Consider the following 23,173-nt stretch of genomic DNA (forward strand, 5'->3'; position numbering starts at 1 on the left):
CTGAGAGTACACACCGCCTCACTGCCGACCGCACTTCATTGTGCGGCCGAGGGGCTCCATTCGGTGCCCGCATTCTGTTTGCGGCCCGGGCACGTTTGTCGTCGAACAGCCACTGGTGACACGGTGAACCGCGACAGCACGCGCGGGAATGTCCTCCTACCTGGCGGTCATCGCGCACACTAGGACACGCATCCGACGCCATGGAGGAACGATCCCGGAAATGAGCCCCGTCGCCGAATTCGACTTCATTATCGTGGGAGCAGGCAGTGCGGGCTGTCTGCTCGCCAATCGGCTCAGTGCCAACCCTGACCATCGTGTGCTCTTGATTGAGGCCGGCGGCAAAGACGACTGGTTCTGGATCAAGGTGCCGGTGGGCTACCTGTACACGATTGCCAATCCTCGCACCGACTGGTGCTTCACGACCGAGGCCGACCCAGGTCTGGCCGGCCGCAGCATTCACTACGCGCGGGGCCGCGTGATCGGCGGGTGCTCATCGATCAACGCCATGATCCACATGCGCGGACAGGCAAGCGATTACGACCTATGGGCACAAGCCACCGGTGACGACCGATGGCATTGGGGTGGCCCGGACTCTCCCGGTGAGACGCTGGCGATCTACAAAGAGTTGGAAGACTACTTCGGCGGAGCCGACGATTGGCACGGCGCCGGTGGTGAGATCCGCGTCGAGCGGCCAAGGGTGCGCTGGAAGATCTTGGACGCCTGGCAGGACGCCGCCGCCCAGGTGGGCATTGCCCCGATCGACGAGTTCAACCGCGGCGACAACGCAGGCAGTGCGTACTTTCATGTCAACCAACGGCGCGGCCGGCGCTGGTCGATGGCCGATGCATTCCTGCATCCGATCGCCCACCGCCCCAATCTCACCGTCTACACCCACACCCAGGCCCTGCAGCTGCTGATGGATGACCAAGTCCACGAGGATCAGCGTCGCGGTGCCTGGACCACGGCTCAGCACCGCGTCACCGGCCTGCGGCTGCTCAAAGACGGCCAGATCATCGACGTCCATGCCCGCCGCGAGGTGATCCTGAGCGCTGGATCGATTGGCTCGCCGCATCTAATGCAGGTCTCGGGTCTGGGCCCAGCCGGGCTGCTTACTCAACACCACGTACCGGTCGCCGTCGACCTGCCAGGAGTCGGCGAAAACCTCCAGGATCACTTGCAGCTACGAACGGTCTACCGAATCCAGGGCGCCCCGACCGTCAACACGCTGTACCGCAATTGGATCACTCGGGCGGGCATGGGACTTCAGTACTTGGCGCTGCGGTCTGGGCCCATGACCATGCCGCCTTCCACACTGGGAGCCTTCGCCAAGAGCGACGCCGCGCTGGCCAGTCCCGATTTGGAGTGGCATGTACAGCCCTTGTCGTTGCCCAAGTTCGGCGAACCCCTGCACCCATTCGGGGCGATCACTCCCTCGGTCTGCAATCTGCGACCCAGTTCGCGTGGCCATGTGCGCATGGCCGATGCAGATCCGCTGACCAGCCCGAAGATTCTCTGCAACTACCTGTCGACTGAGGCTGATCGTCAGACCGCCGTGACTGGTCTCCGGATGACCCGGCAGATCATGGCAGCGCCGGCTCTGGCCCGTTACCACCCGCAGGAATTGCTTCCCGGCCCACAACTGGTGAGTGATGACGAGCTGCAGAAAGCGGCTGGAGAACTGGGTACGACTATTTTCCACCCGGTGGGCACCTGCGCGATGGGATCCTTTGATGCACAAGGTATCCCGACGTCAGCCGCTACGGTGCTCGACACCGATTGCCGCGTGTACCGCGTCGCCGGCCTTCGAGTGGCCGATGCTTCCGCGATGCCGACGATCACTTCCGGCAACACCAACGCACCGGTCATGCTCATCGCAGAGCGCGCAGCGCGGGCGATCCTGGGATAAGCCGGCGAATACTGGCCCGGTCCCCCGGCCTACCTGATTTCGCCGCGACAGAATACAAGATCACCGCCTACGGCGACACCTGCTAACTGCGAACCCGGCGATCACTCCAGATATGGTTGGCTACCAGTAGAAGTCGCACTGTATTGCACTGCCCACCAATTACTTTCGTCCGATGTGGTGGGCGGCGCGGTTCGAGCGCGGCGTCCTGCTCAGCAAGCACCCGGGTGTATGCCTGCCGCCGACGGGGCTTTCAGGCCGTGCACGACAGGCGGGTCATCGCCGCTGCGCGGCAGCGCGGTGCACAAGTTCGAGGACCAGACTCATCCAGTCCTGCTCGGTGAGCGGTTTGCCGCGATCTTGGGCCTTCTTTTTCCAGGCGATGAGCGCGGCTAGGACGTCGTCATCTTCGCGATTGCGGTATTCGCCAGCGCCGGTAGCGTCGCCGGCGGCTTCGGCGAGTAGCCGATCTTCGTGTTCGAGATAGGCGTCGATGAGGTCGTCGGCGCAATGGGCGGGATGGAATGCCGATGGTTGTGCGCTCATACCCCACGCTACCAGCGCATCATCTCGCAATGTCCACGCGCGATCGGAAATGCAACCGGCCCAGCGCTACAAGTCAATCAGCCACGCGCCGACACCGGTCACCGGTCGAATTCCTCGCTCTCTTCGTCGTATCGTCCCCGCGTCTGCATGGTCTCGAGGGTTCTGCGAGCAACCGCGGCGATGCGGACCGGCCACCCTGATGCGATCAGCTCGTCAGCGTCCATCGCGTTTGTCGTCTGCAAGGACAATTTCAACAAGTCATGGAGGGATTCGAGTTGCCGGACCTCCACAGGCGTCAAAGTGCTCAGATCACGCCACGTCGCGGTGATGTCGTCGTCGATGAAGTCGAAGAAATAGTTGTAGTAACAGCAGTCGCCGACCGTCCGAACGCCGTCGTCTCCGTCGGCGAGGACCTCCACTGCTTCCATGACACGGTTACGCACGCGTTGTTCGATGATCCGCTCACTGGGCGCGCCCATGGTTGAAACAATATGCGGCAGGGTGGGCAATCGACTGAGTCGCGACGCGTGCGGAGTGCGGGTCCGCGGTCACATGAGAGGACGGCGATGGGCGGCTTTGTTCGTTTCCAGGCGGGTGACTGGTCCTGGAGCAGCTCCATGACCAGCTTCTTGTTCGATTCTCTTGAGGACACGCTGCCGGACGGCCCGGCGCGACGGGAGATTCACGAACTGAACGAACACAACGTGCTGATGCTTGATCTGCGCGATCCATCGCGCGGGGAGATGGTGAATCTCATTGCCGACCAGCTTCTTTCGTGGGTAGCGAGAAACGCCGCGGACCCTGCGGCACTGCACAAGGGTTACGGTGAACTGGTTGACCTCGCCAAGATGCAACAGGTTTGCAATCAGCCGGCAGGATCCGGGCAGTGATGCGGGGGGATCTTCCACCTCGAGCGCACCTACCCTGACGCAGCAAGACACGGTTGCCGACGCGCCTCCGGGGCCGCTCCCCTGCACGGCAACTTCAATGGACCGTCAAAATTTCAGACGGCGCCAACAAGGGATTTGCATCAGCCACGCGTTCGGGCCGCGCAGTAGCCAAGCTGAGGGCAGACGAGGCATCAACGACCTGCCGGACGCGCAATCAACGGGGCTCAGCCGCCCACGCCAAAGCGGAGGCGCGCAGCTCGTCGACGAAATCTCGTTTGTGGTTCTGGTATCTCAGCATGCTTGTCCCAGCTGCTGCCGCAGCATCCAACTTGGCCTGCCCATACCGTTCGGCCCAGTCCGGACGGGCACGAAGAAAGTCGCGGACCGCGAGATTGCTCACCCACAACGCCCCGAGGTGCGGGACCGCGCTCACATTGAACGCGGTGACGCCTCGTTTCCGCCAGAAGTATCGTCCCGGACGGCGACCGTCTTCGCCCAGGTACTCGTACCCGAGGTGCCCCAGGGCGTCAATCGCCGTGTGCGGTTCTCCGCCGGGCTGGGTGCCGACGAGGATGTCGATGATCGGTTTGGCGAAAAGCCCGGGCACTGCAGTGCTTCCGAAGTGCTCGACTCCAAGCACGTAATCCCCCAGCTTGGCGCGAATCACTGCGGCCTCCGCCCGGTATGACTCAGCCCAGCCGCCGTCATGCGCGACCACCTCAACCCACGGCTCATCGGCGCTCACACCACAAAGTCTGACATCACCCACAATTGTTGCCATCACGATCTCGCTCGGCTGTGTGCGTCCGATCAGTCGCGCTTCGCCTCGTAGCGCAGCAGGACCGTGCCACCCGGGAAGGTGCGGTTCTCCAACAGTCGCAGCGAGATCCATGACGGCAGTGTCGGGAAGAACGGGATGCCGCCGCCCACGGCGGTAGGTGCGACCACGATCCGGTATTCGTCCACGAGACCGGCCTGCACGATGGGTGCGGCCAGCGTCGCGCCGGCCACCTCCAGCCTGCCGTCGGTTTCGGCTTTCAGTTTTGTCACCACCTCGACCGGGTCGCCGCGTTCCAGTCGTGAGTTCCAGTCGACAGACTCCAGGGTTTGCGAGAATACGACCTTGGGCATGTCGCGCCAGATGCGGGCGAAGTCGACGATCAGAGGGGTGGCGTCCGGGGCCTTGTCGGCAGTCGGCCAGTACGCGGACATCAGTTCGTAAAGCCGCCGCCCGTAGAACGACAGGGCGGTCTCCCGTTCGAAGTCGTTCCAGTACTGGTGCAGTTCTTCGCTTGGATCGCCCCAGTCGATGTTGCCTTGTGCATCAGCGATGTACCCGTCCACCGACACGTTGAAGCTATAGATGAGTTTGCCCATTGAGATCGGACTTCGCCGGAGGGAAAAACTCATCGCGACGTCACACGGTTCACCGTCTAGTGCCTGACACCCAGGCCGGTCTCCAACTACCGTCGCCCGGATTCGTCGCACAATGCACCGATCGGCGCCACCACACGGTCACTGCGGTCGACCCAAACAGCCTCACCGCCCCTGAGGTCCGGGGCAAGCAACTTCCAACCGTCCGAAGGCCACTGCACGAACTCGTAGCCGGCCAACTCGTCCTGAACCACTGATGCGACCCATACCATCGCCTGCGCGGGGCTTGTCTCGAGTGCGAAACCGCGGCCGATGGAGAATGCGCCCAGGTCTGCGTCAGCCGTCAACGTCGTCATTCCGATCGCTACCGAACGGTCTGAGTGCACGGTGAGCACCCATTCGACGCCGTCGAGGCTGACGGCTCTCCCCTGTCGCCGACATCGAAGATCACGCGCGACTGCTGCCAGGGCTGCGACCCATTCGCCTGGCACTTCAGATGGAGCGCCACCGACGAACGGAACCCGCCACTCGTGCACTACAGCCCGGACGGTACGACCTTGTCGTTGACCGTCACCTCGACCTGGTCGGTCTTCGCGTTGTACTCGATCTTGCCGTGCTCGAACGTCGTCACGACGAGATCGCCGTCGGCGTTCTCGTCGCTGGTGGGGGCGCCCAGTGGACCTGCCGAGCCGTTATCGCCGGTGACCACAGGCACGCCCTCCGGGTCGCGTGGGATGTTCCAGGCCTCCCGGATCTTGCCCGAGGTGATGTAGGCAGGCGTGCCTGCCTCGTCGTTCTTGGCGACGATCACGCCGCCCTGGAACTGCTGGAACACCACTCCGCTGTCCCGCGTTCCCGCGTTGCGATCACCCGTCAGCGGCTTGCCGAGCGTCTGCTTCTGACTCTCGGTTGCCGACGAGTATTTCGCCGCGATCGGGCCGGTCAGCGTCACCTCGACGTCTCTGTCCCCGATGAGCTTGACCTCGGTGGGCTGCCCCGGTGTTTCGGACGTGGAGGTGGCGATCAAGCCGACCTGAGGCGACATCGATGTATCGACGCTGTTGCCATTGCTGCATCCCGCAGCGACCAGCGCGACAGCGACCAGGCCGACTGCTGCCGTGTGGCGGTTTGCGATCGTCCTCATGGTTTCCTCTCGCGTCATCCTGTGGTGTGGGTCAAGTTACAACTGAACCCTCGCCCGGCCGGGACTATAACCGAACCACAGAAGTGGCGCAGGCGATAGCGGTCCGTTGAGGGCGAGCCAGAGCACTTGGGTAGAGGCCGCGGTCGCGGCGGCTAGGGCGAACGCCGCTCGAATCGCGCGACACCGCACCGCACCAACGATGCGATCACGCGTAACTCACTGCGCAACAACAGCTTCAGTGTCGATCATCGGTGCGCAGTCGCCGTTAGGTGCAGAAATACTGCCTGTTGAGCACACAATTCAACGGTGGTGTGTAAGAACCGCTCAGCACGCCTCTTAGACCACCTTTGGCTGAACCGCCAGGTGGAATGATGCGATTCCAATTTACGGGCGTGAGAACATAGTGCGTGCCAGATTGGGTCAGGGTGCTACTCCACGTGTGCGAGACGGATTCGCCCACCGGCAAGTCGAATTCAAGCGTCCAATCGGATAGCGGCATCGAGCTCAAGTTGGTGATGGTGAAGCGGGCGATGAAACCGGTCTGCCATGTCGATGTCACCGATAATGTCGCCATGGCCGCAGCCGCATGCGCCACGGGCGTGATCGCGAGTCCGAGTGTGGCCACTATCAGTGTCGACACGGTGAGATGAAGCGCTGTGCGCCAGCGTTTCACGAAATTGCCCAGTTCGGCCACGGCAGTCGACGCTAAAGCCAATCAGGCGATGTCGGCGCCCGCGTCGCCGGGACGCTGCAGAACGTTTATTCAAATGAAACCGTCACGATATTTCCGCACCAAGCCTCCGCACCGTGACCGGCCCGTGCGAATCATCGGCGGAGTATCACTCTGCCGCCCAACAACTTTCAACCGCAATGTGACCAGAGCCGGCTCAGCTTGGCGGCTTTCGCATCAGACGGAACGTCGCCGTCACATCCGGCGTCAGGTCACCGGTTGCAGCGTGGCACCGACCGCCCGACTGTACATGTCTGCCGCTGCGGTCATCGCGGCCTTCACAGTGTTGTAGTAGTGCGTTCCAACCCCACCGTGGTACTTGAGCAGTTGCGGATTCTGCGCGAGCGTGGCTGCCAGCACCGGGTCGCCGGTGATGCCGTATTTGTTGAACGCCTCAGTGAATCGGGCAATGAACCGGGCGATCGCCATGTTGGGGTCTTGACGCTCGGCCAGGGTGCCGAAGCTGGCTTTCTCCTGGAACAGGCCGATGACCTCATCGGCGGCTCCCCCCGGCCCACCGTAGGCCTGCACGCCACCGGACGCGGTCGGGCGGAAACTGGATTCGATGTTCGCTGTGGCGATGACGGTCTTGATCTGGTCTTCGCTCAAGCTGGCGGCCCTGCCCTGGCTGACGATGGCGTTGACGATGTCCTGCGCGTTGGATTCCTTGGTCACGACCACCGGCCTAGGGATGGTGACTGCGGGTGCGACCGGCCTGGTGGCGGAGTCGTCCGCCGGCCGTTGCTCAACGGCGATCGCTGGATGCCGGTGCATCGGCGACGAGAGCAGTGTGGCGCCACCGAGGCCGGTCGCGACGAGAAGGGTGGTGATGATCTTCTTTACGTGTTTCGGTTTTCCGAACGTCTCCAGTGGTCGGTCGGCCTTCGGCATGGTTGTGCTCTCCTCTGTGGGGGTTTGAACTTGTGGATCCGTGCGTCGGACACGAACACCCCCCTCCAACCCCGCCTGTCGGCGTGAAAAACAGGGTTGAACTGCACACCGGTCACAATGCGGCGACCAGCACCGCCCGACCAGATGTGTGCCAGCAAGAGTTTGCTGCGTGAGTTACAGCTGCTGCGAAGCAGGGGTTAACCTGCCGCCGACCCGTCACATCCGTGGCAACTACCACCCCGGTTTGCCACGATGTGATGCGCGTCACCTTGCCTGGTGCTACGGCATAATAGTAATTAGCCGAGCACTCTATTGGATCATCCGTTGTCTGGCAAAACCCCAGTACAGCCACGACCACCAGAGGCTCCTGCAGTCCTGATGGTTCATTGGTTTTGTGTTTGCCGAGAGGCTTGTCCTGACGGTTTGCGTCACCGACGTCTCAGGCATCCAGGCCGGAGTCCCGGTTGATGACTCGGTGGGTGAACTCGACAGTCCGGGTCGCCAGCGTCAGCATTCCGTGTGCCTCGCCTCAGGTTGTCCGGCGCTTCTCGCAAAATATCTGGCGGACTTCCTTTTTCAGTTGATGATCTCGCCTCGTTCGTCGGCACGGATCGAGGCCAACCGGTCCTTCCACATCTGTAATGCCTCCGGCGTCAGCCGCGCCCAATCGGTGACTTCGCGCACCACACGAAGTGGTGCTTCGCTTCGAAACGACCGCGTCGGGTTGCCCGGAAACTTCTTGTCCGTGACATTCGGGTCGTCCTCAAAGGGCCCGGTGGGAACGACCTCGTAGACGTGTGGTGTCGATTCCTCCAGTGCTGCAACCTCTGCGGCGAGTCCGGCGCCGTCGCGCAAGGCAGTGAAGTAGATGTGATTCATGACGACCTCGGGCCGATAGTTCGAGTTGTACCCGGCCGTCAGGTGGTCACCGGGACGCAGTTCTGCCTTGGTGCCGTGAAAGAACGGCCCCTCATCGAGTACTTCACTCATGAGCCGATTTTACGATTTGCAGTCGCCTGGACTATCGCCCCGACCAGCCGCGGCCGCCTGCACGAACACTGCTCCCACGGCATAGAAGGAGAGCTTGCTGCGAGAAACCTGGCCGCCGGCTGGAAACGGGAAGGTTTGAAATCCCTGAATTTGGATACGCACTCAGCGGAACAGAACGTGGTCATTTCCTGGCAGCAGGAACCTGGCGGAGGGAGCATGACATGACGTTCTCGCACATCGCATTGAAAACAACGGCAGCTGCCGCTGGAATCGCGGCGGCCGGAGTCTTCGCGGCCCCACCGGCGTTCGCCGACCCGGAAGTGCTCCAGTTCGGCCAAACGGCAGAGATTCCCAGTTCAGGTGGCGCGATCGACTACACCGTGAGTAGCTTGCAGCCCAGCGGTCACAACGACGGCATCTGGTACTCCGAGGTGACGGCCCGAGCCGTGAGCGGCTCCCCGACGCCGAACATTTCCGATTTCAACGCGCGAGCTGTCAACAGCTCCACCTACGCGGACATGAAGGGAAACCAGACGGACGGCCTTGCCAACCAACCGATCTCGCCGGGCACCCAGACAACCGGGCGGATCTACTTCGACGTACGCGGGGGCGCCGTTCCTGACAGCGTCGTTTACCGGGACTCCGGCGGCACCGACAAGGTGGTGTGGAAGGGCTGATCCGGGTGCGCCCACATGGGGAGGGGATGCGGGCGGAGCTCGCCGCTCATGAAGGTGTTGTCCGCCGGGATCGAGGGACACGGCGGCTGGTTGTTCAAACACACCGGTGAGGGCGTATGTACCGCGAACTCGCCGCCGCGGCAGGCGCGTTCGTCGAGACAGTGCCTCCCGCCACCATCCCGCAGCCTTTTCGCACGTTGACCAGGCGACGTCGACCCCTTGATGAGGTCACCCCAACTCAACCGGCCGCCAACCAGCGGGCGGATCTTCGCCCACCAAACCGTCAACACTCTCGCGGATCAAATCTGCATGGCCGGTGTGGCGCCCGTACTCCTCGATCATGTCGCAGACGCTGCGCCGCAGGCTGGCTCGTCGACCGTCAGGCCATGCGAGATCCACAAGCTGGTTCAAATCATCTGCGACAAGCACAGTTTGGAGTTTGTCCCTGGATCGTGCCACGGTGCCATCCCACAACGCATAGAGCTGTTCTGGGGTGTCATCAGCGGCCGAATTGAAGTCCCAGTCCGGATCGGTATCCCAGTCCGCGGTATCCCATGGTGATCCAATCGGCGACCCGTCGAGCATGGGGCCGAAGCGCTCCGCCTCGGCCCGCGCCAAGTGCTTGGTCAACCCCCCAAGAGTCAACGGGGACACGCCGACCCGAGCCTGTAATCCCGAGGAGTCCAGGCCGCCCACCTTCCATCGGAAGGTGGCTCGCAGCCGCTCCAGTGCACCGATGAGGTGCTCCGCCTCTGTTCCCGCCAGTGGCGGCTCCCACGGACAATCATCGACCATCGCCTCAGGGTATCCGGCTACGGCGATCGCAAGATGACGATGGCGTTGTCGATCTTTTTGAAGGAGCTGACTGTCTCTGCGGGAACGCCGAATACGGCGGACAGCACCCGCGGTGGAAGCCTGCTGAGGGACTCACCGATACCGATATTGTCTTTGTCTTCGGGCGCACTGGTGTTCTGGATGATGATTATTGTCATGTCGTCGGGGCCGCGGTTCTCAAAGTAGTGAAATGAACCTTGGGGCGCGAAAACGATGTCATTGACATGCTGCTCGAAGTGCTCGTAGTTCCCGTTCCCGTCGATGACAATCCAGGTCGCCACTCCGCTGGTAACGATGTTGAGTTCCCACGCACTCGGATGCCAGTGCGGCTCGCGGATTCCCCCAGGCTGCAATGTGAGCAGCAGGAGGCTGGCCTCCTGCCCCTTGAGGATCGGAAAGTTGTCCTCGTTGGCTTGTTGGTACCAGCCGCCGTCATGCGTGCTTTTGGGCGAAGCGCCAAGATGGAACAAGTGTGATTGCGAGATGATCGTCTCGGCGGGTAGGCGGGGGTCGCCGAAGCGCGCAGCATCATCGGACATTGGGGTTTCCTTGTCAGGGCCATCGCCGGTGCCGGTGGAGATGATCAGGCGGTCAACGCCCACACCGGTTGCGGCCGCGGCGCCTGCCAGGCCCGCTCCGCCCAAAATTTTGCGACGATTTACCGTCACGCTGGGAGATTACCGTCGACACTGACGGGCCGTGAGCGAGTTCGAGGAAGTCGCCCGCACCGGAGAACGTCTAAGCGCCGGGGACATGCACGCGATGCGCCAGCCACGGCAGCGCATTGGCGAACGCCGTGGCCGCGAATTGCCATGTGTGGTAGCCGGGATACACGCGCAGCGAACAACCAATGCCGACCGCGACGGCTGCCGCGCACAGATCGGGTAGGGCCCCCTTCTCCCGGAACTCGTCGGCGTCGTCGTGGCCGCCGAAACCGACAGGCGCACGATGTTGATCGGGACGGTTCGGAAGATTTTTCGTCTTGTCGTCGGCCGGCTCCTGCGAGTCGTCGAAATACCCCGCCACTCCCACGTACGGCCCGTGCTTGGTCATGACCGTTCGCGGGTCGAATGTCGCCCACGCATCGGCATCGCCACCGTAAAGCCGGCTGATCGTCTGCTCCTTGGTGCCCGAATTCGGTCCCCGGTCACCCCCGATGTCGTCGAACGTCTGGAACATGTCGGGGTGCATGACCGTCAGGTCGATCGCGCACGTGCCTCCCATCGACCACCCGACCACGCCCCAGTTCGCAGCGTCCGATGAAGCGGCGAAGCGCGAGATCACGTACGGACGCACATCCATTGTCAAGTGGTCGGCGGCGTTTCCGCGCGGACCGTTGACGCACTCTGTGTCGTTGTTGAAGCTCCCGCTGGAATCGACAAAGACGAAGATCGGCGCCGCTCCCCCATGTCCTCTGGCGAAGCTGTCGATCACGCCGATCGCGTTTCCGGTGCGCATCCAGTTCGTCGGATTGCTGAACTCCCCTGCGATCATCATGACGACTGGTAGGGACGGTGGAGTGGCACCGCTGAACCAGGCCGGTGGCAGGTAGACATACTCACGTCTGTGCGTGAATCCGCTTGCGTCGGAGGGAATGTCAATCGGCACAACCTTCCCCGTGTCGGGCTGGGTATTGCGCATGCCGGCAAGCGCGGCTGCATCTGTCTCGTCCGGAAGGGCGCCCGAAGTGAGATCTCCCCACGCACGCTGCACTGTCGGGTAATAGCCGACCCACCCGTTGAGCACGAGCAACGTACAGATCAACGTCAACGGGACGGCCGATGCAGACAATGTCCGCCGCCACCATCGGGTGCCGCGAAAACCCACGATCGCCACCGCCACGGAACCGGCGAATACCGCAGTCCACACCCACAGTGTGATCGGTGCCGGGTCGGAGGCCAGCCCTTGCGAGTTCATATACGCGCGAGCCGCGAACGCGGCGAGGGCAGCGACTGCCACACAGATAGGTATCCAGAGTGTCCGCCAACGTCGCGTCCGCCATCCGATCGCCACGAGCAGCACCACGAGCGTCGCGATCTCGACGCTCAGCGGCAACCAACCGCCAAGCAGCGAGATCCCATGCCCAAAACGGCTGAAATCGGGATCCGGGATCGGAGGCATCGGGGTCGGAACTGGCGGCTCGGTTGTCGCTGAACCGATGGGCGGCACAGCATCAGTATGCGAGCGTTGACTGAGAGACACCTGGCTGCCGGCAACCGAAAGCCTTGTAGCGACCTACATCTACTTTCTCGGCTCACACCGCATCGCCGCCGCTGGCCGGCGAACAGTCTCACCACCGGTTGACCCGGTCGGCGAGCCAGGCGAGGTCACCCCGGGGCTGACGGCGCAGTACCGTCACAACTTGTGGCTGCCGAATCGTTCCGTGAGTTCCCGGTCCATGACGAGGGTCTGCTCGATGTCGGTGACGGCAACCGCATGTACTGGCAGTGCAGGGGCAATCCGGCCGGCCGCCCGGTGTTGATTGTTCATGGTGGGCCGGGGTCAGGACGATCGCGCAACGCTCACAAGTCATTCGATCCCGAACAGTTTCGCGTCATCTCGTTCGACCAGCGAGGATGCGGCGACAGTGTCCCCAGCGCTGCCGATCCCACTACCGACATGGGGTGCAACACCACCGAACATCTGCTGGCCGACATGGAACTCCTCCGTGAGCATCTGGGCGTTGACCGGTGGCTGCTCTACGGCGGATCGTGGGCATCCACGCTGATCCTTGCCTATGCGCAGCGCCATCCCGAACGCGTTACCGGCATCATCCTGGTCGGAGTAACCATGAGCCGGCCACAGGAGATCGACTGGCTCTACGGCGGCCTCCGTCTGCTGTTGCCTGCCGAATGGGAACGTTTCCGCTCTGGCGTGCCTGCCGAAGCGCGCGACAGCAACCTCGTCGAGGCGTATCGACAGCTCATGGAAAGTCCTGATCGCGCTACCCGCGAGCAGGCCGCCGTGAACTGGTGTGCGTGGGAAGACGCCGTGATAGCACACGAAAACCTCGGTAAGCCAGGACAATACAGCGACAAGCCGGGCACGGCGAAGTTGGCGTTTGTCCGTATCTGCGCGCACTACTTCGCTCACAACGCGTGGCTCGACGACGGACAACTGTTGCGGGACGCCCACCGGCTGGCCGAGATTCCGGGAGTGCTGATTCACGGACGTCTCGACCTGTCAGGACCGTTGCTCACGGCGTGGGAACTCGCGCAGGCTTGGCCAGCGGCGAAACTGACGATCATCGACGATGCGGGTCACACCGGCAGCCCTGCCATGGCCGAGGCGATCGCTGATGCAATCGCCGGCCTGACCGCAGCCGGTGCGCCGAGCGACGAGAAAAACCGTTGGACGGGCCCACCTTCACGTTGATACCGTGCGCCGGAACCGTGAGATGACGCGAGGAGGTGAGACCCATGTACGCAGCAACCATGTGGGTGCTCCCCACTCGTGTTCACGGTTGAGGGATCGACGAAGGTGTCGCCGGGAGCGCCTGACCAACGGCAATCCCGAAAGGCAACACCATGCATTTCACCTCGCAGACAACCTCGAACGGCGTCATTGAACGCACTTTTACCCTGGACGGCGTCACCGGTGTGCTCTGGTCACCGGACTCAGATACTCAGGGCGCTCCCCTGATCCTGGCCGGCCATCCCGGCGGCTTGGACACCAAAGCCCCGCAGCACGTAGCCCGGGCCCATTCCGCGGTGACCACTGACGGTTTCCACGTCGTCTCTATCGACCTGCCCGGGCACGGTGATCGGCCGCGAAGCCCACAAGACCAGCGCCTGATCGCCGATTTTCGCCAGGCACGTGACGAAGGCAGTCCCGCGTTCGGCCGGATCCTCGCCGATTACTGCCAATCGGTGGCCGAGCGCGCTGTCCCGGAATGGCAGGTAGCCATCGACGCCGTGCAAGCGCTGCCCGAAATCGGTGTACAGGCACCGATCGGCTACTCCGGAGCGTCACTGTCCGGTGCGGTCGGGATAACGCTGGCAGCGACCGAGCCTCGGATCGCCGCGGCGGTCTTCGGTTGGGTGTCGGCGCACGACGCTCTGCTCGACGCCGCAACACGGGTAACCATCCCGATCGAGTACCTGCTCCCGTTGGACGACAAGGAAATCCCGCGCGAATTCGGTCTCGAGTTGTTCGACGCGTTCGCCTCGCAGGACAAGGCGTTACACGCCTTCCCAGGCGGGCATCACCAGGTGCCAACTGATGGCCGGATAGACACTCGGTTCTTCCCTCGACACCTCGGACAGACGGACAGCGCTTCTCCGGTGTGACGTGAGAGGGTATCGGTGGCCGGTCCGCACCAGGTCGCCGATACCCTCTCACCACGAGCATGGTGGCCGGGTCAGGACTTCGCGGTGGTGCTCAGGTGCCCTGGCCTCGGAACATTGCCAGGACGCCGGCGGACCCACATACTGACCTCGGCAGCAGGTCTTCCTGACGGGTCGAAGCTGCCATACCGATGCAGCACGCATCGTCCATGCTCGGTCCGCAATCCTCGCGGCGAGCGCTCCTGGGCCGTCCCCTGACGCGGGCACCTCTTCCCCCTCCGACACCGATCGCCGTACCCGCGGTCTGCGGCGTTCGGCGGACCGATGTCGACGGCGCCGGCCCAACTCGTTGCAGAACGGAGTGAAATCACATGAGTACCAACCGAATCACCGATGGAGAAGAGCGAGCGATCATCGAGAACATGCTCGACCGCAACCGCGAGGCGCTGGTCGACACCGTACGCGGCCTGTCCGATGCGGACGCCCGCCGACGGCTCGTTGCGTCGTTGACGACGCCGATCTCGTTGATCAAGCATGCCGCCGCCGCGGAACGGATCTGGTTCCAACGGTTCTGGGCAGGACTCGGCGAATCTCAATGCGACGGATACTCGAACCGCGACGAGGGCACCTTCGCCGTCGCCGACAACGAGTCACTGGCCGACGTCATCGCCGAGTTCGAGCGCGCAAGCCGCCGGTCACGCGCGATCGCCTCCCAGTTCGACCTCGATGACACCAAGGACAATCCCCGCGAGGGCCGGGTCAGCATGCGATGGACTCTGCTTGCCATGAGCGAGGAATTCGCCCGGCACGCAGGTCACGGCGACATCCTGCGCGAACAGATCGACGACGCCACCGCACGGTAGTCGGCCTTGAAACTCCTTGACCTCAAGTGCGCTTGGGATTCTACGGTTGGGCGATGACGACACAACGTCCGAATCTGAATGCCCCAACCGTTGACGGCGATCAAGCGGTGCGCGATCTGATCAACCATCTCCAGCGCGGTGGTGAAACCGGAAACGCTGACGTGTACGACGAGATGTTCGCAGCCGACATCCTATGGGGCACACCAAAAGGGATGGTGCTCCAGGGCTATTCGAATCTCAACCCGATCCATCGTCGGATGATGAGTGGTCCCCCGGTCGTTCCTGCTTCGCGCTTCGAACCGGCACAGGTCAGCCATCCCGCACCGGACGTAGTGGTTGCCCAGATTCGCCGCAGCGCGCTGGACGGTGGTTTCAACGAGATGGCGATGTACGTCTTGGTCCGGCAAGGTGGGAAATGGTGGGTCGCCGCGGCGCAGAACACGCCCGTCGTCGATACTCTCCCGCCGGCATCGGCTCCGCTATGAGTTGGAGGTGTCAGTCGAGACAGAACTCGTTGCCCTCGACGTCCCGCATCACGATGCACGACTCGTTGATGCCGTCGGCGGCCAGCAATCGCACACGCGCCGCGCCCAACTCGACCAACCGCCCGCACTCGGCCTCAAGCGTCGCCAGACGCTGCTGACCGACCAGTCCGGTGCCCACCCGCACGTCAAGATGCACGCGGTTCTTCACGACCTTGCCTTCGGGAACGCGTTGGAAGAACAGTCTCGGACCGATGCCTGAGGGATCCACGCAGGCGTACATCGAACCCTGGCTCTCAGGGGGCAGCGTTCGATCGAAATCCGCCCATGCGTCGAACCCCGGTGGTGGCGGCGGGACGACGTATCCCAGAACGGCGCACCAGAACCGAGCGACACGCTCCGGATCTGCGCAGTCGAAAGTGACTTGGAACTGCTTGACCGAGGCCATCATCCGACCATATCGATGCGTACTCGTTTCCGGCCAGTGAATATGCAGGCACCCACAGCCGGATTCGCCCGACTTCTCTCACGCCTTTCGGTGCGTACCCGCTGTCTGGAATCACTGATCGTTCGTAGTGGTTGGCCCATTCGTGCTTGACATGCACGTCAAACTTCAAGCGCCGTTGCAGTTTTTGCCAGCGAAGTTCGTATTTCCACCCGCAGCACGTGCGGAGCTGTGAGCATGGCGATAACGGTTCGGCAACGGCAAACATCAAGCCGACCCGTTCGAGCCCCAGACGAAGGGAGCGGCAGATGAGTTGGATGATGGCTTCTGAGGCGCGAAACGCACTGACGAGAGCAGCCGTGGCGGCGATCGCTGGAGTGTTCATGCTGGGCGCGGTTCCGGCGAACATGTCGTCCGTCGCTTCAGCAGCACCCCGCATACCCGCCGCTCCTGCATCCCCCATCAGCCCGGATGATCCGGCGTGCGCGACGGAGGGGTGGAATCCGGACTGCTTCGGCGGCATGTACGACCAAGTGCCAGACGACGGAATACCCGGTGACAACGCTGCCGAAGGCGGCATACCTGCTCCGGCAATGGTGCCGGATGTCGACGGGTCGATGAGCCCGCCCGGCACGCCTGGGGCCATCTAGCGGCAACGCGTCCATCTCGACCAACCCCGAAGACCGGTCCTGCCGGCCCTCAAGCGGCTCCTGCCGCGAACAGAATCAAATTGCCGTCCGGATCCCTCACGATGAAAGTTCTTGCACCCCAAGGCTCTGTCGTAAGAGTGCGATACAAGTCGACACCGTGGCCTCGGTAGTCGACGAATAGTTCGCGTAGCGCAGCCGCCGACGTCAGCGTTATCGACGCCGACAATAATTGCTCGCGTTCTCGGATATCGCCGACGAACACCGGTTCGTCGACGCGCCGAAGATTCAGCCGCGCTTCACCACGATGGACCTGGGCATAAAACGCCGGCTCACCGTAAACGAAGGCGACCTCGAATCCCAACGTGGACCGATAGAAGTCACATGATGCGTCGAGATCGGTGACATAGATCTGCGCCTCAACAACCATCAAATCCGGCATTACCTGCACGTCACCGGCATCAGCGCCTCCAACTGTCACTGCGGAAACCCCTTCCTTGAGTGCATGCCAATCGTGAAACCCGTTCTGCCGCGCCACCAATTCCTGCGCGTCGTTCAGCTTGAACTGAGCCTGCAACACCTCACGGTCGGTCAGGGACCGATACCGCGGAAGAATGGCTCGGATGTGGGCAGCGACCGGATAGTAGCCATCACGATGCCAACGGACGTAGAGCTTGGCCTGCTTGCGGAGATTCTCGAGACTCGGCATACGACGCTTCCATGATTAGTAGGTCAGGCCGGGCATAGCCCTTCGGCCGAGGTCGGCCGACGCGCCTCAAGCGTCCTCGCCAGCGTCACAGGTAGCTCCGCACCTGTCAATTGTCCGACGGGCACGCCTGGGCGTGAACGACGATCGACACCACAAGACCCGGTCGCGGCGCGAGGTGGATGCGCAGCTCGCCAGGCAGAGGTAGGCTATGACTACATTCTAGAAAGAGTCATAGCCATGGCGACAGCGTTCACACAGAACGAGAAACAACGAATCAACGACGCCCTACTGGACGCCGGCGAGCAGCGGTTCATCGCGCAGGGCCTGAAGAAGACGTCGCTCGACGACCTCGTCGCGGCAGTGGGCATCGCCAAAGGCAGTTTCTATGCCTTCTTCGACTCGAAGGAGTCGCTCTACCTCGAGGTGATGCTGAAGCGGGCGCCGAGCGTTGCCGCCCGCATCGCCGCCACGCTCGAGTCCCCGGTGAGCGAGGACGGACTCGTGAAAGTCCTGCGCAGTGTCACCGACGCCCTGGCCGACGATCCCATGTACCGACGGCTGATTACCCGACCCGAGGAACTCGACGCCGTAACCGACCGGCTCGGCAACGATCAGATCGCTCGTGTCACACCGCATCTCGTGACGCCGCTGCTCGACTATCTGACGACGGGACAACGTGAGGGCGCCCTTGTCGACGACATCGAACCGGCGGTACTGCTCCAAGTCATTCGCGCCATCGGCCTGGTGGTCATGCACCGCGACCGCTTCGAGCCCGGCTACGACGCCGTGCTTGACGCCACTATCCGCACACTGGCGAGAGGAATGCTCCGATGAGCCTGCTGGACAGGTACGCCCGCATGGCTGGAATGAGCGACGAGGCGTGGCGGCGCCATGCCAATCCGTGGAGCGTGTGGACCAGATTCGCGGCCATCCCCCCGGCGATCCTGGCGATCTGGAGTCGCACGTGGATCGGCTGGTGGGCACTTGTCCCACTGGCGGTGGTCGCGCTGTGGCTGTGGTGGAACCCGCACGCGTTCGCGCCGATCGACAAGCCGACCGCCTGGTCGTCGAAGGGCATCTACGGCGAGCGGATGTGGATGCGCGATCGGAGCCGAATTCCACAGGGATTCAAGGTCGTCCAACGCATTTGGACCTTGAACGCGCTCGCCGGATTCGCCATGCTCGTGTACGGGTTGATTGCCCTCGAGCCGTGGCCGACAGCATCGGGTGCCGCGTTGATCGTCCTCGGTCAGCTGTGGCGCATCGACCGACTCGGCATTCTCTACGAGCAGTCCGACAAGGATGCCTAGGGACTTTGCGTCTACTCTCGCGTCGCCATGACGACGAGCCCGTAGGCCACCGCAAAGCGATGGCCTAGCTGTCCACCCACGTTGCCCCGCCCGACGCTGACCTCATGGCCGAGTTGTTCACTGACCGCCCTGACGAGTTCATCGTCGCTGGCTCCCCCGCCGACCAGGAGCACCCCGGTTGCACCGGCCGACACCTGTTCCAGTCCCCTCATCACATTGCCGCCGATGACCAGCCGTTTGGCCGCGAGTCGCCAACTGCGCCATTCTGTTCCGGACATCCGCGACGTAAACGGCAGTAGGCCGCTGGGAGCCGAGGTCAGCAGCCACCCCGTGCACCGGCCGCTGATCGGCTTGTCGAGAAACTGGCGACGGCCATGCTCATCCTCGACGAGTTGGACGGTGACCGCCGTGACCGCCTCCGCGCGTTTTGCGTACTCCGCGGCGCTTCTGGAGATGTCGAGGGCGCTGGCGGTGGCGGTGGTGAGCAGTTGCCCCGCCCCAGGCAGGACTACGCGGGATCCCTTCGTGACGACGTCCACCGTGCCGCCGCCGACGTCCACCACCACGACGCCGTCGGTGACGCCGGGCGTGGTCAGGGCCCCGACCCGCGCAGCGGCTGCCTCCGAGTCGATTTGGGTTACATCAACCCCGAGAACTCCCCCGAGCACATCTGCGCCGGCCGGCGGGGCCTCCGCACCACCCATGGTGGCCATCACCACACTGTCGACGGCGACCGATCCCCGTCGTGAATTTGCCTGTGCCGCAATATCAGCCAGATGGATGGCATGAACCAGGTCGGCCGGTTCACTGGCTTCGGAGGCTGGGTCGGTCGTCCGCAGAGTTGTTGTGTCGAGCGCCGGTGCAGAACTGTCGAGCGAAACGACCGCGCATGCGCTGTCGAAGAGCCGATCCGCGACGACCCGGGCGTCGACCCGTTCGTCGTCGCGCAGGCCGAACACATCGGCCAGCCAGAACGGGTCGGTGAGGTGCTGCAGTGGAGCCACGCCCTGGCGCACCTCGACGGCGATGAGCGTTGCCGAAAGCAGTTGCCGCACATCGATATCATCAACCACCGGCAGTGCGGCCCCGAGCCGGTTCGACACCAGCACGGCCTCGTCGTTCTCCGTCAGCACCGCAACGACGTTCCGACCATCCTCGACTGCCGCATTCACCGCGCCGGCCACCTCGCGGTAACCCCAATCCCGGGTCGCGCAGGCAACGACCGGGCGACCGTCGACCGTGCCGAGACGGTCAACCGGTACGGGAACACCGACCCCGACGGCATCGCCCGCGGTTGTTGCCGCCGACCGGGTGGCGATGGTGAGGCGCCCGGTGCGCCGGGTCTCCAGCTTGACCCGTTCGACGGACGACCGCACGGGAGCGGTGGGGGCGAACGCGGCCCGTTCGATCGCCAGCCCGTGCGCTTCGGCCAGCCGTCGTGCCAGCTGTGCGGCTCCCTGGACCGCCCGCACCGACCCCTTGCCGCCGCGCGTCGGCGTGCGCGCGCTGGTCAACACCTCGAGTTCGGTGCCCGCACGGCAGAGCACCACCTCGGTGGTGGAATTGCCGATGTCGACGCCGGCCCAGATGGTCATCGCAGCAGGCCGCGCCGTTGGTAGACCTCGGCGGCCTCGCGGACGAATTCGGCGCAGATGTGCGCCTGCTGTCCGGCCAACTTCTGTGCAAGATCCTGCAACTCGGCGAACGTGGAGCGACCCGGTCGAAGGGCCTCGTACGCCGACAGCATGTCGTCAGAGCTCAGCGCGGTCATCTCGGCCGCTCGCCGCAGATTCATGGCCAGCTGTGCCGACCCGGTGCGCTCGGCAGTCGCTGCCTGAACGAGCAGGGTCTCTCGGCTGATCCGGATGTCGTCAAGGGCAAGGTCCCCGTTGCGGGCAGCCTCGACGGTCACCTCGGCGACGCTCCGGCCGGAGTGTGAGGAGACGGTCATTGCGTGAACTCCAGTTCGATGTGGGGGTTTCGGTTCTCGTCGCGGTGTTCGGACTGCTCCCGCTCGATGGCGACCATCGACACCACCCTGGTGTGGTATCTCGCGGTGATCGCCTCCTCCGTGTAGGCGTTGCGCATCGGGGCGGGAGTAGCGCCCTTGGCGTGCCGGCCGGCATTGATCCCGATGAGCCGGTACATCTCCGGTGTGATGAGCGGTGCGACGCTGAGCAATTCGAGATTGGCCAGCGGTGTGAGGTCACGCCGGTGGATGATCGTCGTGCCCTTGGCCTGGAGTCCGACCGCGATGCCGGATCCGGACAGCTGAGCCGCGGACTTCCCGATCGCGCCGAGGTCGATGCTGTCGGTGATCCGGACCAGTCGCGGCACGCACTGCTCCTCCTCGAGCCCGGCCAGGATCTGTTCCAGCACGTCATAGATGGTCAGGCCCGAAAGTGTCCGAAACAACTTGGTGCCGAACGCCGGTGAGACACCGATGACGACGTCCCGCGGGTCGTCGCCCACCCGCGCGGCGCCGACCGAAACGAGCCGCTCCGGCTGGGCGAAGGTGGCCTGCTCCTTGACCAGATCGGCCACCGACCTCGCCTGCCGGACGGCGTCGATCTGGGCCTGCCGTTCCGGTGACGGCCGGTAGCCCGTCCCGGGTCCGCGGTAGTCGTTCGGATCCCGCAGCGCCGACAGCACATTCATCTCCTCGTCGAAGATGGCGGCAGTCTGCAGGTAGTCGCCGGTGACTCTGGCCTTGGCCATGCCCAGCACACGGTCGGCGAGGTCGGTGAAACCGGTCTCGGCGAGCGCGGTGACGATATCGAGCACGGTGAGCCCCGACTGGTCGATCATCCTGGCCGCGCTGAGCACCTTGACCCCGTCGGTCTCCGGCAGATCCTTGGAACCCTGGGCTCCCACAACGGCTTCCACGTGATCGTCGTCGAAGTCGGCGAGGCCGAGATACTCGAAAACCGCACGGGTGGCTTCGGCGGCCAGCCGACGCATCGCCTCCAGCGTGGTCGGGTCGACCGACCGCAATCCCCCGTCGACGCCCCAGTCCCGCTGCAGCACCAGGTAGTCGTCGAGATCGTCGGCATTGAAGTTCGAAGGTCCGAACATGTTGTCGTAGGCGGACACGGACCCAAAGCCCGAGAAGATGAAATCCGACCCGGACAGCAGCACCGGTAACGTCCGGCTGGTCCGGCGCATCGTCGACTCGGACATCAAACTGTCGTTGCCGCTGCACGACTCCAGCCCGCGCAGCATGACCATCAGGTTCTCGGCTATCAGTTCGCGAACACCTCCGGGCACCGAGGCCGTGATGCCCGCACCGTCGATACCGCCGTTCTGCACGCCCTGCGCTCCGATGCCCTTGGCCAGCGCCACGCACCGAGACTCCAAGTAGTTCATGGACTTTCGCTCGGCCTGGCCCATGAGCACCTCGGAGCCGGCCCCACTCGACAACCGCATCTTGATGCCGCGCGAGGCGTACGACGAGGTCAGGAACGCCTTGGACCACGGGGTGTCGTCGCCGTCGGTGAAGACCTGCTCGGTGCCGTACACCGACACAGTCTCGGCATAGGACACCAGCCCGCGCACACCCAGCTCCAGCTCGCGGGCCTCCTCGACAGAGCACTGGGTCAGGGCACCGGGCGCGGGCACCTGGGAACCGATCAGCAGCCCCACCGCGACGGCCGGGGCATCGTCGAGCACCGGCACCGTCGCCTCCAGCTCCCGGAACCCGTAGACCACGGCGGTAGCCGCATCCGCGGCGATCAGCAACGGATCGTCGAGCCGATTGGTGACGTGGGCCTGATTCGCCGGGGTCCGGCGCGCGCGCATCTTCATCATCGCCATCTGGATCTCGACCGGTTGCAGCATCGCGACGACGCGAGCCATCTTGGCCGGGGTCAGTCCCGCACAGACCCGCAGCACCTGCTCACGGGGCACGCTCGAATCCACGATCATCCGCGCCAGATCGGTCTCGTCCATGGCCATCGACCGCGGCGCCTCGGCGTGGTCGATGGCGTACCGCACGATGAACTCGTCGATCGTGTCGAAGCTCGCGGCCGGGGTCGAGTCCATCTCCAGCACAGTGCCGTCGTCGGCCACGACCCAGGACGGTGCCGGGTCGTAGGGCGAAAGGTGCGAGATCATGCCCAGGTCCGGGTCGGGCTCGGCGAACCCGTCGAGGTTGACGCGCTGCTCGTCCAACAGCCGAATGCGTCCCAGCCGATGATCCTGCTCGATGTCGGTGCTGTTCAAGTGCATGCCCGTCGCCGTGCCTCTCTGATTGCCTGACGGGCACAGCATTGACCGAACGTCAGGGTGCGAACAACGACGTACGCAGTCCTTCCAACAAGTTGTGTGATGCGGGCACCACATCCGGATAGTGGTGTGACCTGGCCTACAACAAGGTGTTGGAAAGAGCCGTCCCACCCCTGGCCCACGAGACGTCCGTCTCGCAGACTTCACCGGTACTCGACGGAGCCGGCG

At 63.7% G+C, this 23,173-nt stretch carries 27 protein-coding genes; 10 read left to right on the forward strand and 17 right to left on the reverse strand.

Going from position 1 to position 23,173, the window contains the following annotated elements; genetic code table 11:
* The first annotated feature begins 220 nt into the window (after positions 1–220).
* Positions 221–1,906, forward strand: coding sequence for a GMC family oxidoreductase (locus ACZYZ7_RS05565; RefSeq protein ID WP_463740416.1), 1,686 nt, complete (start codon positions 221–223; stop codon positions 1,904–1,906).
* Between the two features lie 273 nt (positions 1,907–2,179).
* Here the strand turns inward: ACZYZ7_RS05565 and ACZYZ7_RS05570 are convergent, their stop codons facing one another.
* Both ACZYZ7_RS05570 and ACZYZ7_RS05575 read right to left on the reverse strand, forming a co-directional pair.
* Positions 2,180–2,449: a hypothetical protein gene (locus ACZYZ7_RS05570; RefSeq protein WP_463740417.1), complete on the reverse strand. Its 270-nt coding sequence runs from the start codon at positions 2,447–2,449 to the stop codon at positions 2,180–2,182.
* Positions 2,450–2,547: 98 nt separating this feature from the next.
* Positions 2,548–2,958 (reverse strand): hypothetical protein, encoded by a 411-nt coding sequence (locus ACZYZ7_RS05575; RefSeq protein WP_463740418.1) that lies wholly within the window; start codon positions 2,956–2,958, stop codon positions 2,548–2,550.
* A 108-nt stretch (positions 2,959–3,066) separates the two neighbouring features.
* Here ACZYZ7_RS05575 and ACZYZ7_RS05580 point away from each other — a divergent pair, with 108 nt between their 5' ends.
* Positions 3,067–3,339 (forward strand): hypothetical protein, encoded by a 273-nt coding sequence (locus ACZYZ7_RS05580; RefSeq protein WP_463740419.1) that lies wholly within the window; start codon positions 3,067–3,069, stop codon positions 3,337–3,339.
* Between the two features lie 214 nt (positions 3,340–3,553).
* On the opposite strand, the gene ACZYZ7_RS05585 is transcribed toward ACZYZ7_RS05580, so the two are convergent.
* The 7 genes from ACZYZ7_RS05585 to arr form a co-directional block, all read right to left on the reverse strand.
* Positions 3,554–4,084, reverse strand: coding sequence for a GrpB family protein (locus ACZYZ7_RS05585; RefSeq protein WP_463740420.1), 531 nt, complete (start codon positions 4,082–4,084; stop codon positions 3,554–3,556).
* A 65-nt stretch (positions 4,085–4,149) separates the two neighbouring features.
* A complete protein-coding gene (locus ACZYZ7_RS05590; protein ID WP_463740421.1) occupies positions 4,150–4,716 on the reverse strand; it encodes a dihydrofolate reductase family protein in 567 nt (188 codons plus the stop codon).
* Between the two features lie 86 nt (positions 4,717–4,802).
* On the reverse strand, positions 4,803–5,099 hold the full coding sequence (locus ACZYZ7_RS05595; RefSeq protein ID WP_463740422.1) for a hypothetical protein: 297 nt from the start codon (positions 5,097–5,099) through the stop codon (positions 4,803–4,805).
* A gap of 149 nt (positions 5,100–5,248) precedes the next feature.
* On the reverse strand, positions 5,249–5,857 hold the full coding sequence (locus ACZYZ7_RS05600) for an LGFP repeat-containing protein (protein WP_463740423.1): 609 nt from the start codon (positions 5,855–5,857) through the stop codon (positions 5,249–5,251).
* Between the two features lie 265 nt (positions 5,858–6,122).
* The gene (locus ACZYZ7_RS05605; protein WP_463740424.1) at positions 6,123–6,551 is read right to left on the reverse strand and encodes a cellulose-binding domain-containing protein; all 429 of its coding nucleotides are present in this window, start codon (positions 6,549–6,551) and stop codon (positions 6,123–6,125) included.
* Between the two features lie 243 nt (positions 6,552–6,794).
* Positions 6,795–7,478 carry a hypothetical protein gene (locus tag ACZYZ7_RS05610; protein ID WP_463740425.1) on the reverse strand — a complete coding sequence of 228 codons (684 nt, stop codon included), beginning with the start codon at positions 7,476–7,478 and terminating at the stop codon, positions 6,795–6,797.
* Between the two features lie 576 nt (positions 7,479–8,054).
* Positions 8,055–8,468, reverse strand: a complete 414-nt coding sequence (gene arr, locus ACZYZ7_RS05615) for an NAD(+)--rifampin ADP-ribosyltransferase (RefSeq protein WP_463740426.1) — start codon at positions 8,466–8,468, stop codon at positions 8,055–8,057.
* 221 nt (positions 8,469–8,689) lie between these two features.
* On the opposite strand from arr, the gene ACZYZ7_RS05620 reads away from it, so the two are divergent.
* The gene (locus tag ACZYZ7_RS05620; RefSeq protein ID WP_463740427.1) at positions 8,690–9,145 is read left to right on the forward strand and encodes a DUF1942 domain-containing protein; all 456 of its coding nucleotides are present in this window, start codon (positions 8,690–8,692) and stop codon (positions 9,143–9,145) included.
* Positions 9,146–9,373: 228 nt separating this feature from the next.
* On the opposite strand, the gene ACZYZ7_RS05625 is transcribed toward ACZYZ7_RS05620, so the two are convergent.
* The 3 genes from ACZYZ7_RS05625 to ACZYZ7_RS05635 form a co-directional block, all read right to left on the reverse strand.
* Positions 9,374–9,940, reverse strand: coding sequence for a mycothiol transferase (locus ACZYZ7_RS05625; protein WP_463740428.1), 567 nt, complete (start codon positions 9,938–9,940; stop codon positions 9,374–9,376).
* Between the two features lie 17 nt (positions 9,941–9,957).
* Positions 9,958–10,647 carry a cupin domain-containing protein gene (locus tag ACZYZ7_RS05630; RefSeq protein WP_463740429.1) on the reverse strand — a complete coding sequence of 230 codons (690 nt, stop codon included), beginning with the start codon at positions 10,645–10,647 and terminating at the stop codon, positions 9,958–9,960.
* A gap of 70 nt (positions 10,648–10,717) precedes the next feature.
* A complete protein-coding gene (locus ACZYZ7_RS05635; protein WP_463740561.1) occupies positions 10,718–12,100 on the reverse strand; it encodes an alpha/beta hydrolase in 1,383 nt (460 codons plus the stop codon).
* Positions 12,101–12,343: 243 nt separating this feature from the next.
* Here ACZYZ7_RS05635 and pip point away from each other — a divergent pair, with 243 nt between their 5' ends.
* The 4 genes from pip to ACZYZ7_RS05655 all read left to right on the forward strand — a co-directional run bounded on the left by pip (position 12,344) and on the right by ACZYZ7_RS05655 (position 15,613).
* Entirely contained in the window at positions 12,344–13,354 is a 1,011-nt protein-coding gene (gene pip, locus ACZYZ7_RS05640) for a prolyl aminopeptidase (protein WP_450071863.1), read from the forward strand.
* A gap of 152 nt (positions 13,355–13,506) precedes the next feature.
* The gene (locus ACZYZ7_RS05645; protein ID WP_463740430.1) at positions 13,507–14,268 is read left to right on the forward strand and encodes an alpha/beta hydrolase family protein; all 762 of its coding nucleotides are present in this window, start codon (positions 13,507–13,509) and stop codon (positions 14,266–14,268) included.
* A 368-nt stretch (positions 14,269–14,636) separates the two neighbouring features.
* Complete coding sequence (locus ACZYZ7_RS05650) at positions 14,637–15,128, forward strand: DinB family protein (RefSeq protein WP_135454793.1); 492 nt, start codon at positions 14,637–14,639, stop codon at positions 15,126–15,128.
* A gap of 53 nt (positions 15,129–15,181) precedes the next feature.
* Complete coding sequence (locus ACZYZ7_RS05655; RefSeq protein ID WP_463740431.1) at positions 15,182–15,613, forward strand: SgcJ/EcaC family oxidoreductase; 432 nt, start codon at positions 15,182–15,184, stop codon at positions 15,611–15,613.
* 10 nt (positions 15,614–15,623) lie between these two features.
* Here the strand turns inward: ACZYZ7_RS05655 and ACZYZ7_RS05660 are convergent, their stop codons facing one another.
* Positions 15,624–16,058, reverse strand: a complete 435-nt coding sequence (locus tag ACZYZ7_RS05660; RefSeq protein ID WP_463740432.1) for a VOC family protein — start codon at positions 16,056–16,058, stop codon at positions 15,624–15,626.
* Positions 16,059–16,363: 305 nt separating this feature from the next.
* Here ACZYZ7_RS05660 and ACZYZ7_RS05665 point away from each other — a divergent pair, with 305 nt between their 5' ends.
* Positions 16,364–16,705, forward strand: coding sequence for a hypothetical protein (locus tag ACZYZ7_RS05665; RefSeq protein WP_463740433.1), 342 nt, complete (start codon positions 16,364–16,366; stop codon positions 16,703–16,705).
* Positions 16,706–16,754: 49 nt separating this feature from the next.
* Here ACZYZ7_RS05665 and ACZYZ7_RS05670 read toward each other — a convergent pair whose 3' ends face one another.
* A complete protein-coding gene (locus tag ACZYZ7_RS05670; RefSeq protein WP_463740434.1) occupies positions 16,755–17,411 on the reverse strand; it encodes a VOC family protein in 657 nt (218 codons plus the stop codon).
* 237 nt (positions 17,412–17,648) lie between these two features.
* Here ACZYZ7_RS05670 and ACZYZ7_RS05675 point away from each other — a divergent pair, with 237 nt between their 5' ends.
* Together ACZYZ7_RS05675 and ACZYZ7_RS05680 are read left to right on the forward strand one after the other, a co-directional pair.
* The gene (locus ACZYZ7_RS05675) at positions 17,649–18,245 is read left to right on the forward strand and encodes a TetR/AcrR family transcriptional regulator (protein ID WP_463740435.1); all 597 of its coding nucleotides are present in this window, start codon (positions 17,649–17,651) and stop codon (positions 18,243–18,245) included.
* Positions 18,242–18,721 carry a DUF6653 family protein gene (locus ACZYZ7_RS05680; protein ID WP_135454802.1) on the forward strand — a complete coding sequence of 160 codons (480 nt, stop codon included), beginning with the start codon at positions 18,242–18,244 and terminating at the stop codon, positions 18,719–18,721. Before ACZYZ7_RS05675 ends, ACZYZ7_RS05680 begins: the two co-directional genes overlap by 4 nt.
* Before the next feature lie 11 nt (positions 18,722–18,732).
* On the opposite strand, the gene ACZYZ7_RS05685 is transcribed toward ACZYZ7_RS05680, so the two are convergent.
* From ACZYZ7_RS05685 to ACZYZ7_RS05695, 3 genes are read right to left on the reverse strand one after another with little or no spacing between them, the layout of a single operon-like run.
* Entirely contained in the window at positions 18,733–20,316 is a 1,584-nt protein-coding gene (locus ACZYZ7_RS05685) for a diol dehydratase reactivase ATPase-like domain-containing protein (protein WP_450071868.1), read from the reverse strand.
* Positions 20,313–20,672 carry a diol dehydratase small subunit gene (locus ACZYZ7_RS05690; RefSeq protein ID WP_135454806.1) on the reverse strand — a complete coding sequence of 120 codons (360 nt, stop codon included), beginning with the start codon at positions 20,670–20,672 and terminating at the stop codon, positions 20,313–20,315. Before ACZYZ7_RS05690 ends, ACZYZ7_RS05685 begins: the two co-directional genes overlap by 4 nt.
* Positions 20,669–22,948, reverse strand: coding sequence for a propanediol/glycerol family dehydratase large subunit (locus tag ACZYZ7_RS05695; protein WP_463740436.1), 2,280 nt, complete (start codon positions 22,946–22,948; stop codon positions 20,669–20,671). Before ACZYZ7_RS05695 ends, ACZYZ7_RS05690 begins: the two co-directional genes overlap by 4 nt.
* Positions 22,949–23,173 lie beyond the last annotated feature (225 nt).

This window comes from Mycobacterium sp. IDUB_17, from assembly GCF_055419465.1.

What these genes read in the sequence shown, in the direction of transcription:
- ACZYZ7_RS05565 (WP_463740416.1), top strand. Translation starts at nt 221, where the DNA reads ATGAGCCCCGTCGCCGAATTCGACTTCATTATCGTGGGAGCAGGCAGT.
- ACZYZ7_RS05570 (WP_463740417.1), bottom strand. Translation starts at nt 2,449, where the DNA reads ATGAGCGCACAACCATCGGCATTCCATCCCGCCCATTGCGCCGACGAC.
- ACZYZ7_RS05580 (WP_463740419.1), top strand. Translation starts at nt 3,067, where the DNA reads ATGACCAGCTTCTTGTTCGATTCTCTTGAGGACACGCTGCCGGACGGC.
- ACZYZ7_RS05590 (WP_463740421.1), bottom strand. Translation starts at nt 4,716, where the DNA reads ATGGGCAAACTCATCTATAGCTTCAACGTGTCGGTGGACGGGTACATC.
- ACZYZ7_RS05600 (WP_463740423.1), bottom strand. Translation starts at nt 5,857, where the DNA reads ATGAGGACGATCGCAAACCGCCACACGGCAGCAGTCGGCCTGGTCGCT.
- ACZYZ7_RS05610 (WP_463740425.1), bottom strand. Translation starts at nt 7,478, where the DNA reads ATGCCGAAGGCCGACCGACCACTGGAGACGTTCGGAAAACCGAAACAC.
- arr (WP_463740426.1), bottom strand. Translation starts at nt 8,468, where the DNA reads ATGAGTGAAGTACTCGATGAGGGGCCGTTCTTTCACGGCACCAAGGCA.
- ACZYZ7_RS05620 (WP_463740427.1), top strand. Translation starts at nt 8,690, where the DNA reads ATGACGTTCTCGCACATCGCATTGAAAACAACGGCAGCTGCCGCTGGA.
- ACZYZ7_RS05625 (WP_463740428.1), bottom strand. Translation starts at nt 9,940, where the DNA reads ATGGTCGATGATTGTCCGTGGGAGCCGCCACTGGCGGGAACAGAGGCG.
- ACZYZ7_RS05635 (WP_463740561.1), bottom strand. Translation starts at nt 12,100, where the DNA reads ATGCCTCCGATCCCGGATCCCGATTTCAGCCGTTTTGGGCATGGGATC.
- ACZYZ7_RS05645 (WP_463740430.1), top strand. Translation starts at nt 13,507, where the DNA reads ATGCATTTCACCTCGCAGACAACCTCGAACGGCGTCATTGAACGCACT.
- ACZYZ7_RS05650 (WP_135454793.1), top strand. Translation starts at nt 14,637, where the DNA reads ATGAGTACCAACCGAATCACCGATGGAGAAGAGCGAGCGATCATCGAG.
- ACZYZ7_RS05655 (WP_463740431.1), top strand. Translation starts at nt 15,182, where the DNA reads ATGACGACACAACGTCCGAATCTGAATGCCCCAACCGTTGACGGCGAT.
- ACZYZ7_RS05660 (WP_463740432.1), bottom strand. Translation starts at nt 16,058, where the DNA reads ATGGCCTCGGTCAAGCAGTTCCAAGTCACTTTCGACTGCGCAGATCCG.
- ACZYZ7_RS05665 (WP_463740433.1), top strand. Translation starts at nt 16,364, where the DNA reads ATGAGTTGGATGATGGCTTCTGAGGCGCGAAACGCACTGACGAGAGCA.
- ACZYZ7_RS05670 (WP_463740434.1), bottom strand. Translation starts at nt 17,411, where the DNA reads ATGCCGAGTCTCGAGAATCTCCGCAAGCAGGCCAAGCTCTACGTCCGT.
- ACZYZ7_RS05675 (WP_463740435.1), top strand. Translation starts at nt 17,649, where the DNA reads ATGGCGACAGCGTTCACACAGAACGAGAAACAACGAATCAACGACGCC.
- ACZYZ7_RS05680 (WP_135454802.1), top strand. Translation starts at nt 18,242, where the DNA reads ATGAGCCTGCTGGACAGGTACGCCCGCATGGCTGGAATGAGCGACGAG.
- ACZYZ7_RS05685 (WP_450071868.1), bottom strand. Translation starts at nt 20,316, where the DNA reads ATGACCATCTGGGCCGGCGTCGACATCGGCAATTCCACCACCGAGGTG.
- ACZYZ7_RS05690 (WP_135454806.1), bottom strand. Translation starts at nt 20,672, where the DNA reads ATGACCGTCTCCTCACACTCCGGCCGGAGCGTCGCCGAGGTGACCGTC.
- ACZYZ7_RS05695 (WP_463740436.1), bottom strand. Translation starts at nt 22,948, where the DNA reads ATGCACTTGAACAGCACCGACATCGAGCAGGATCATCGGCTGGGACGC.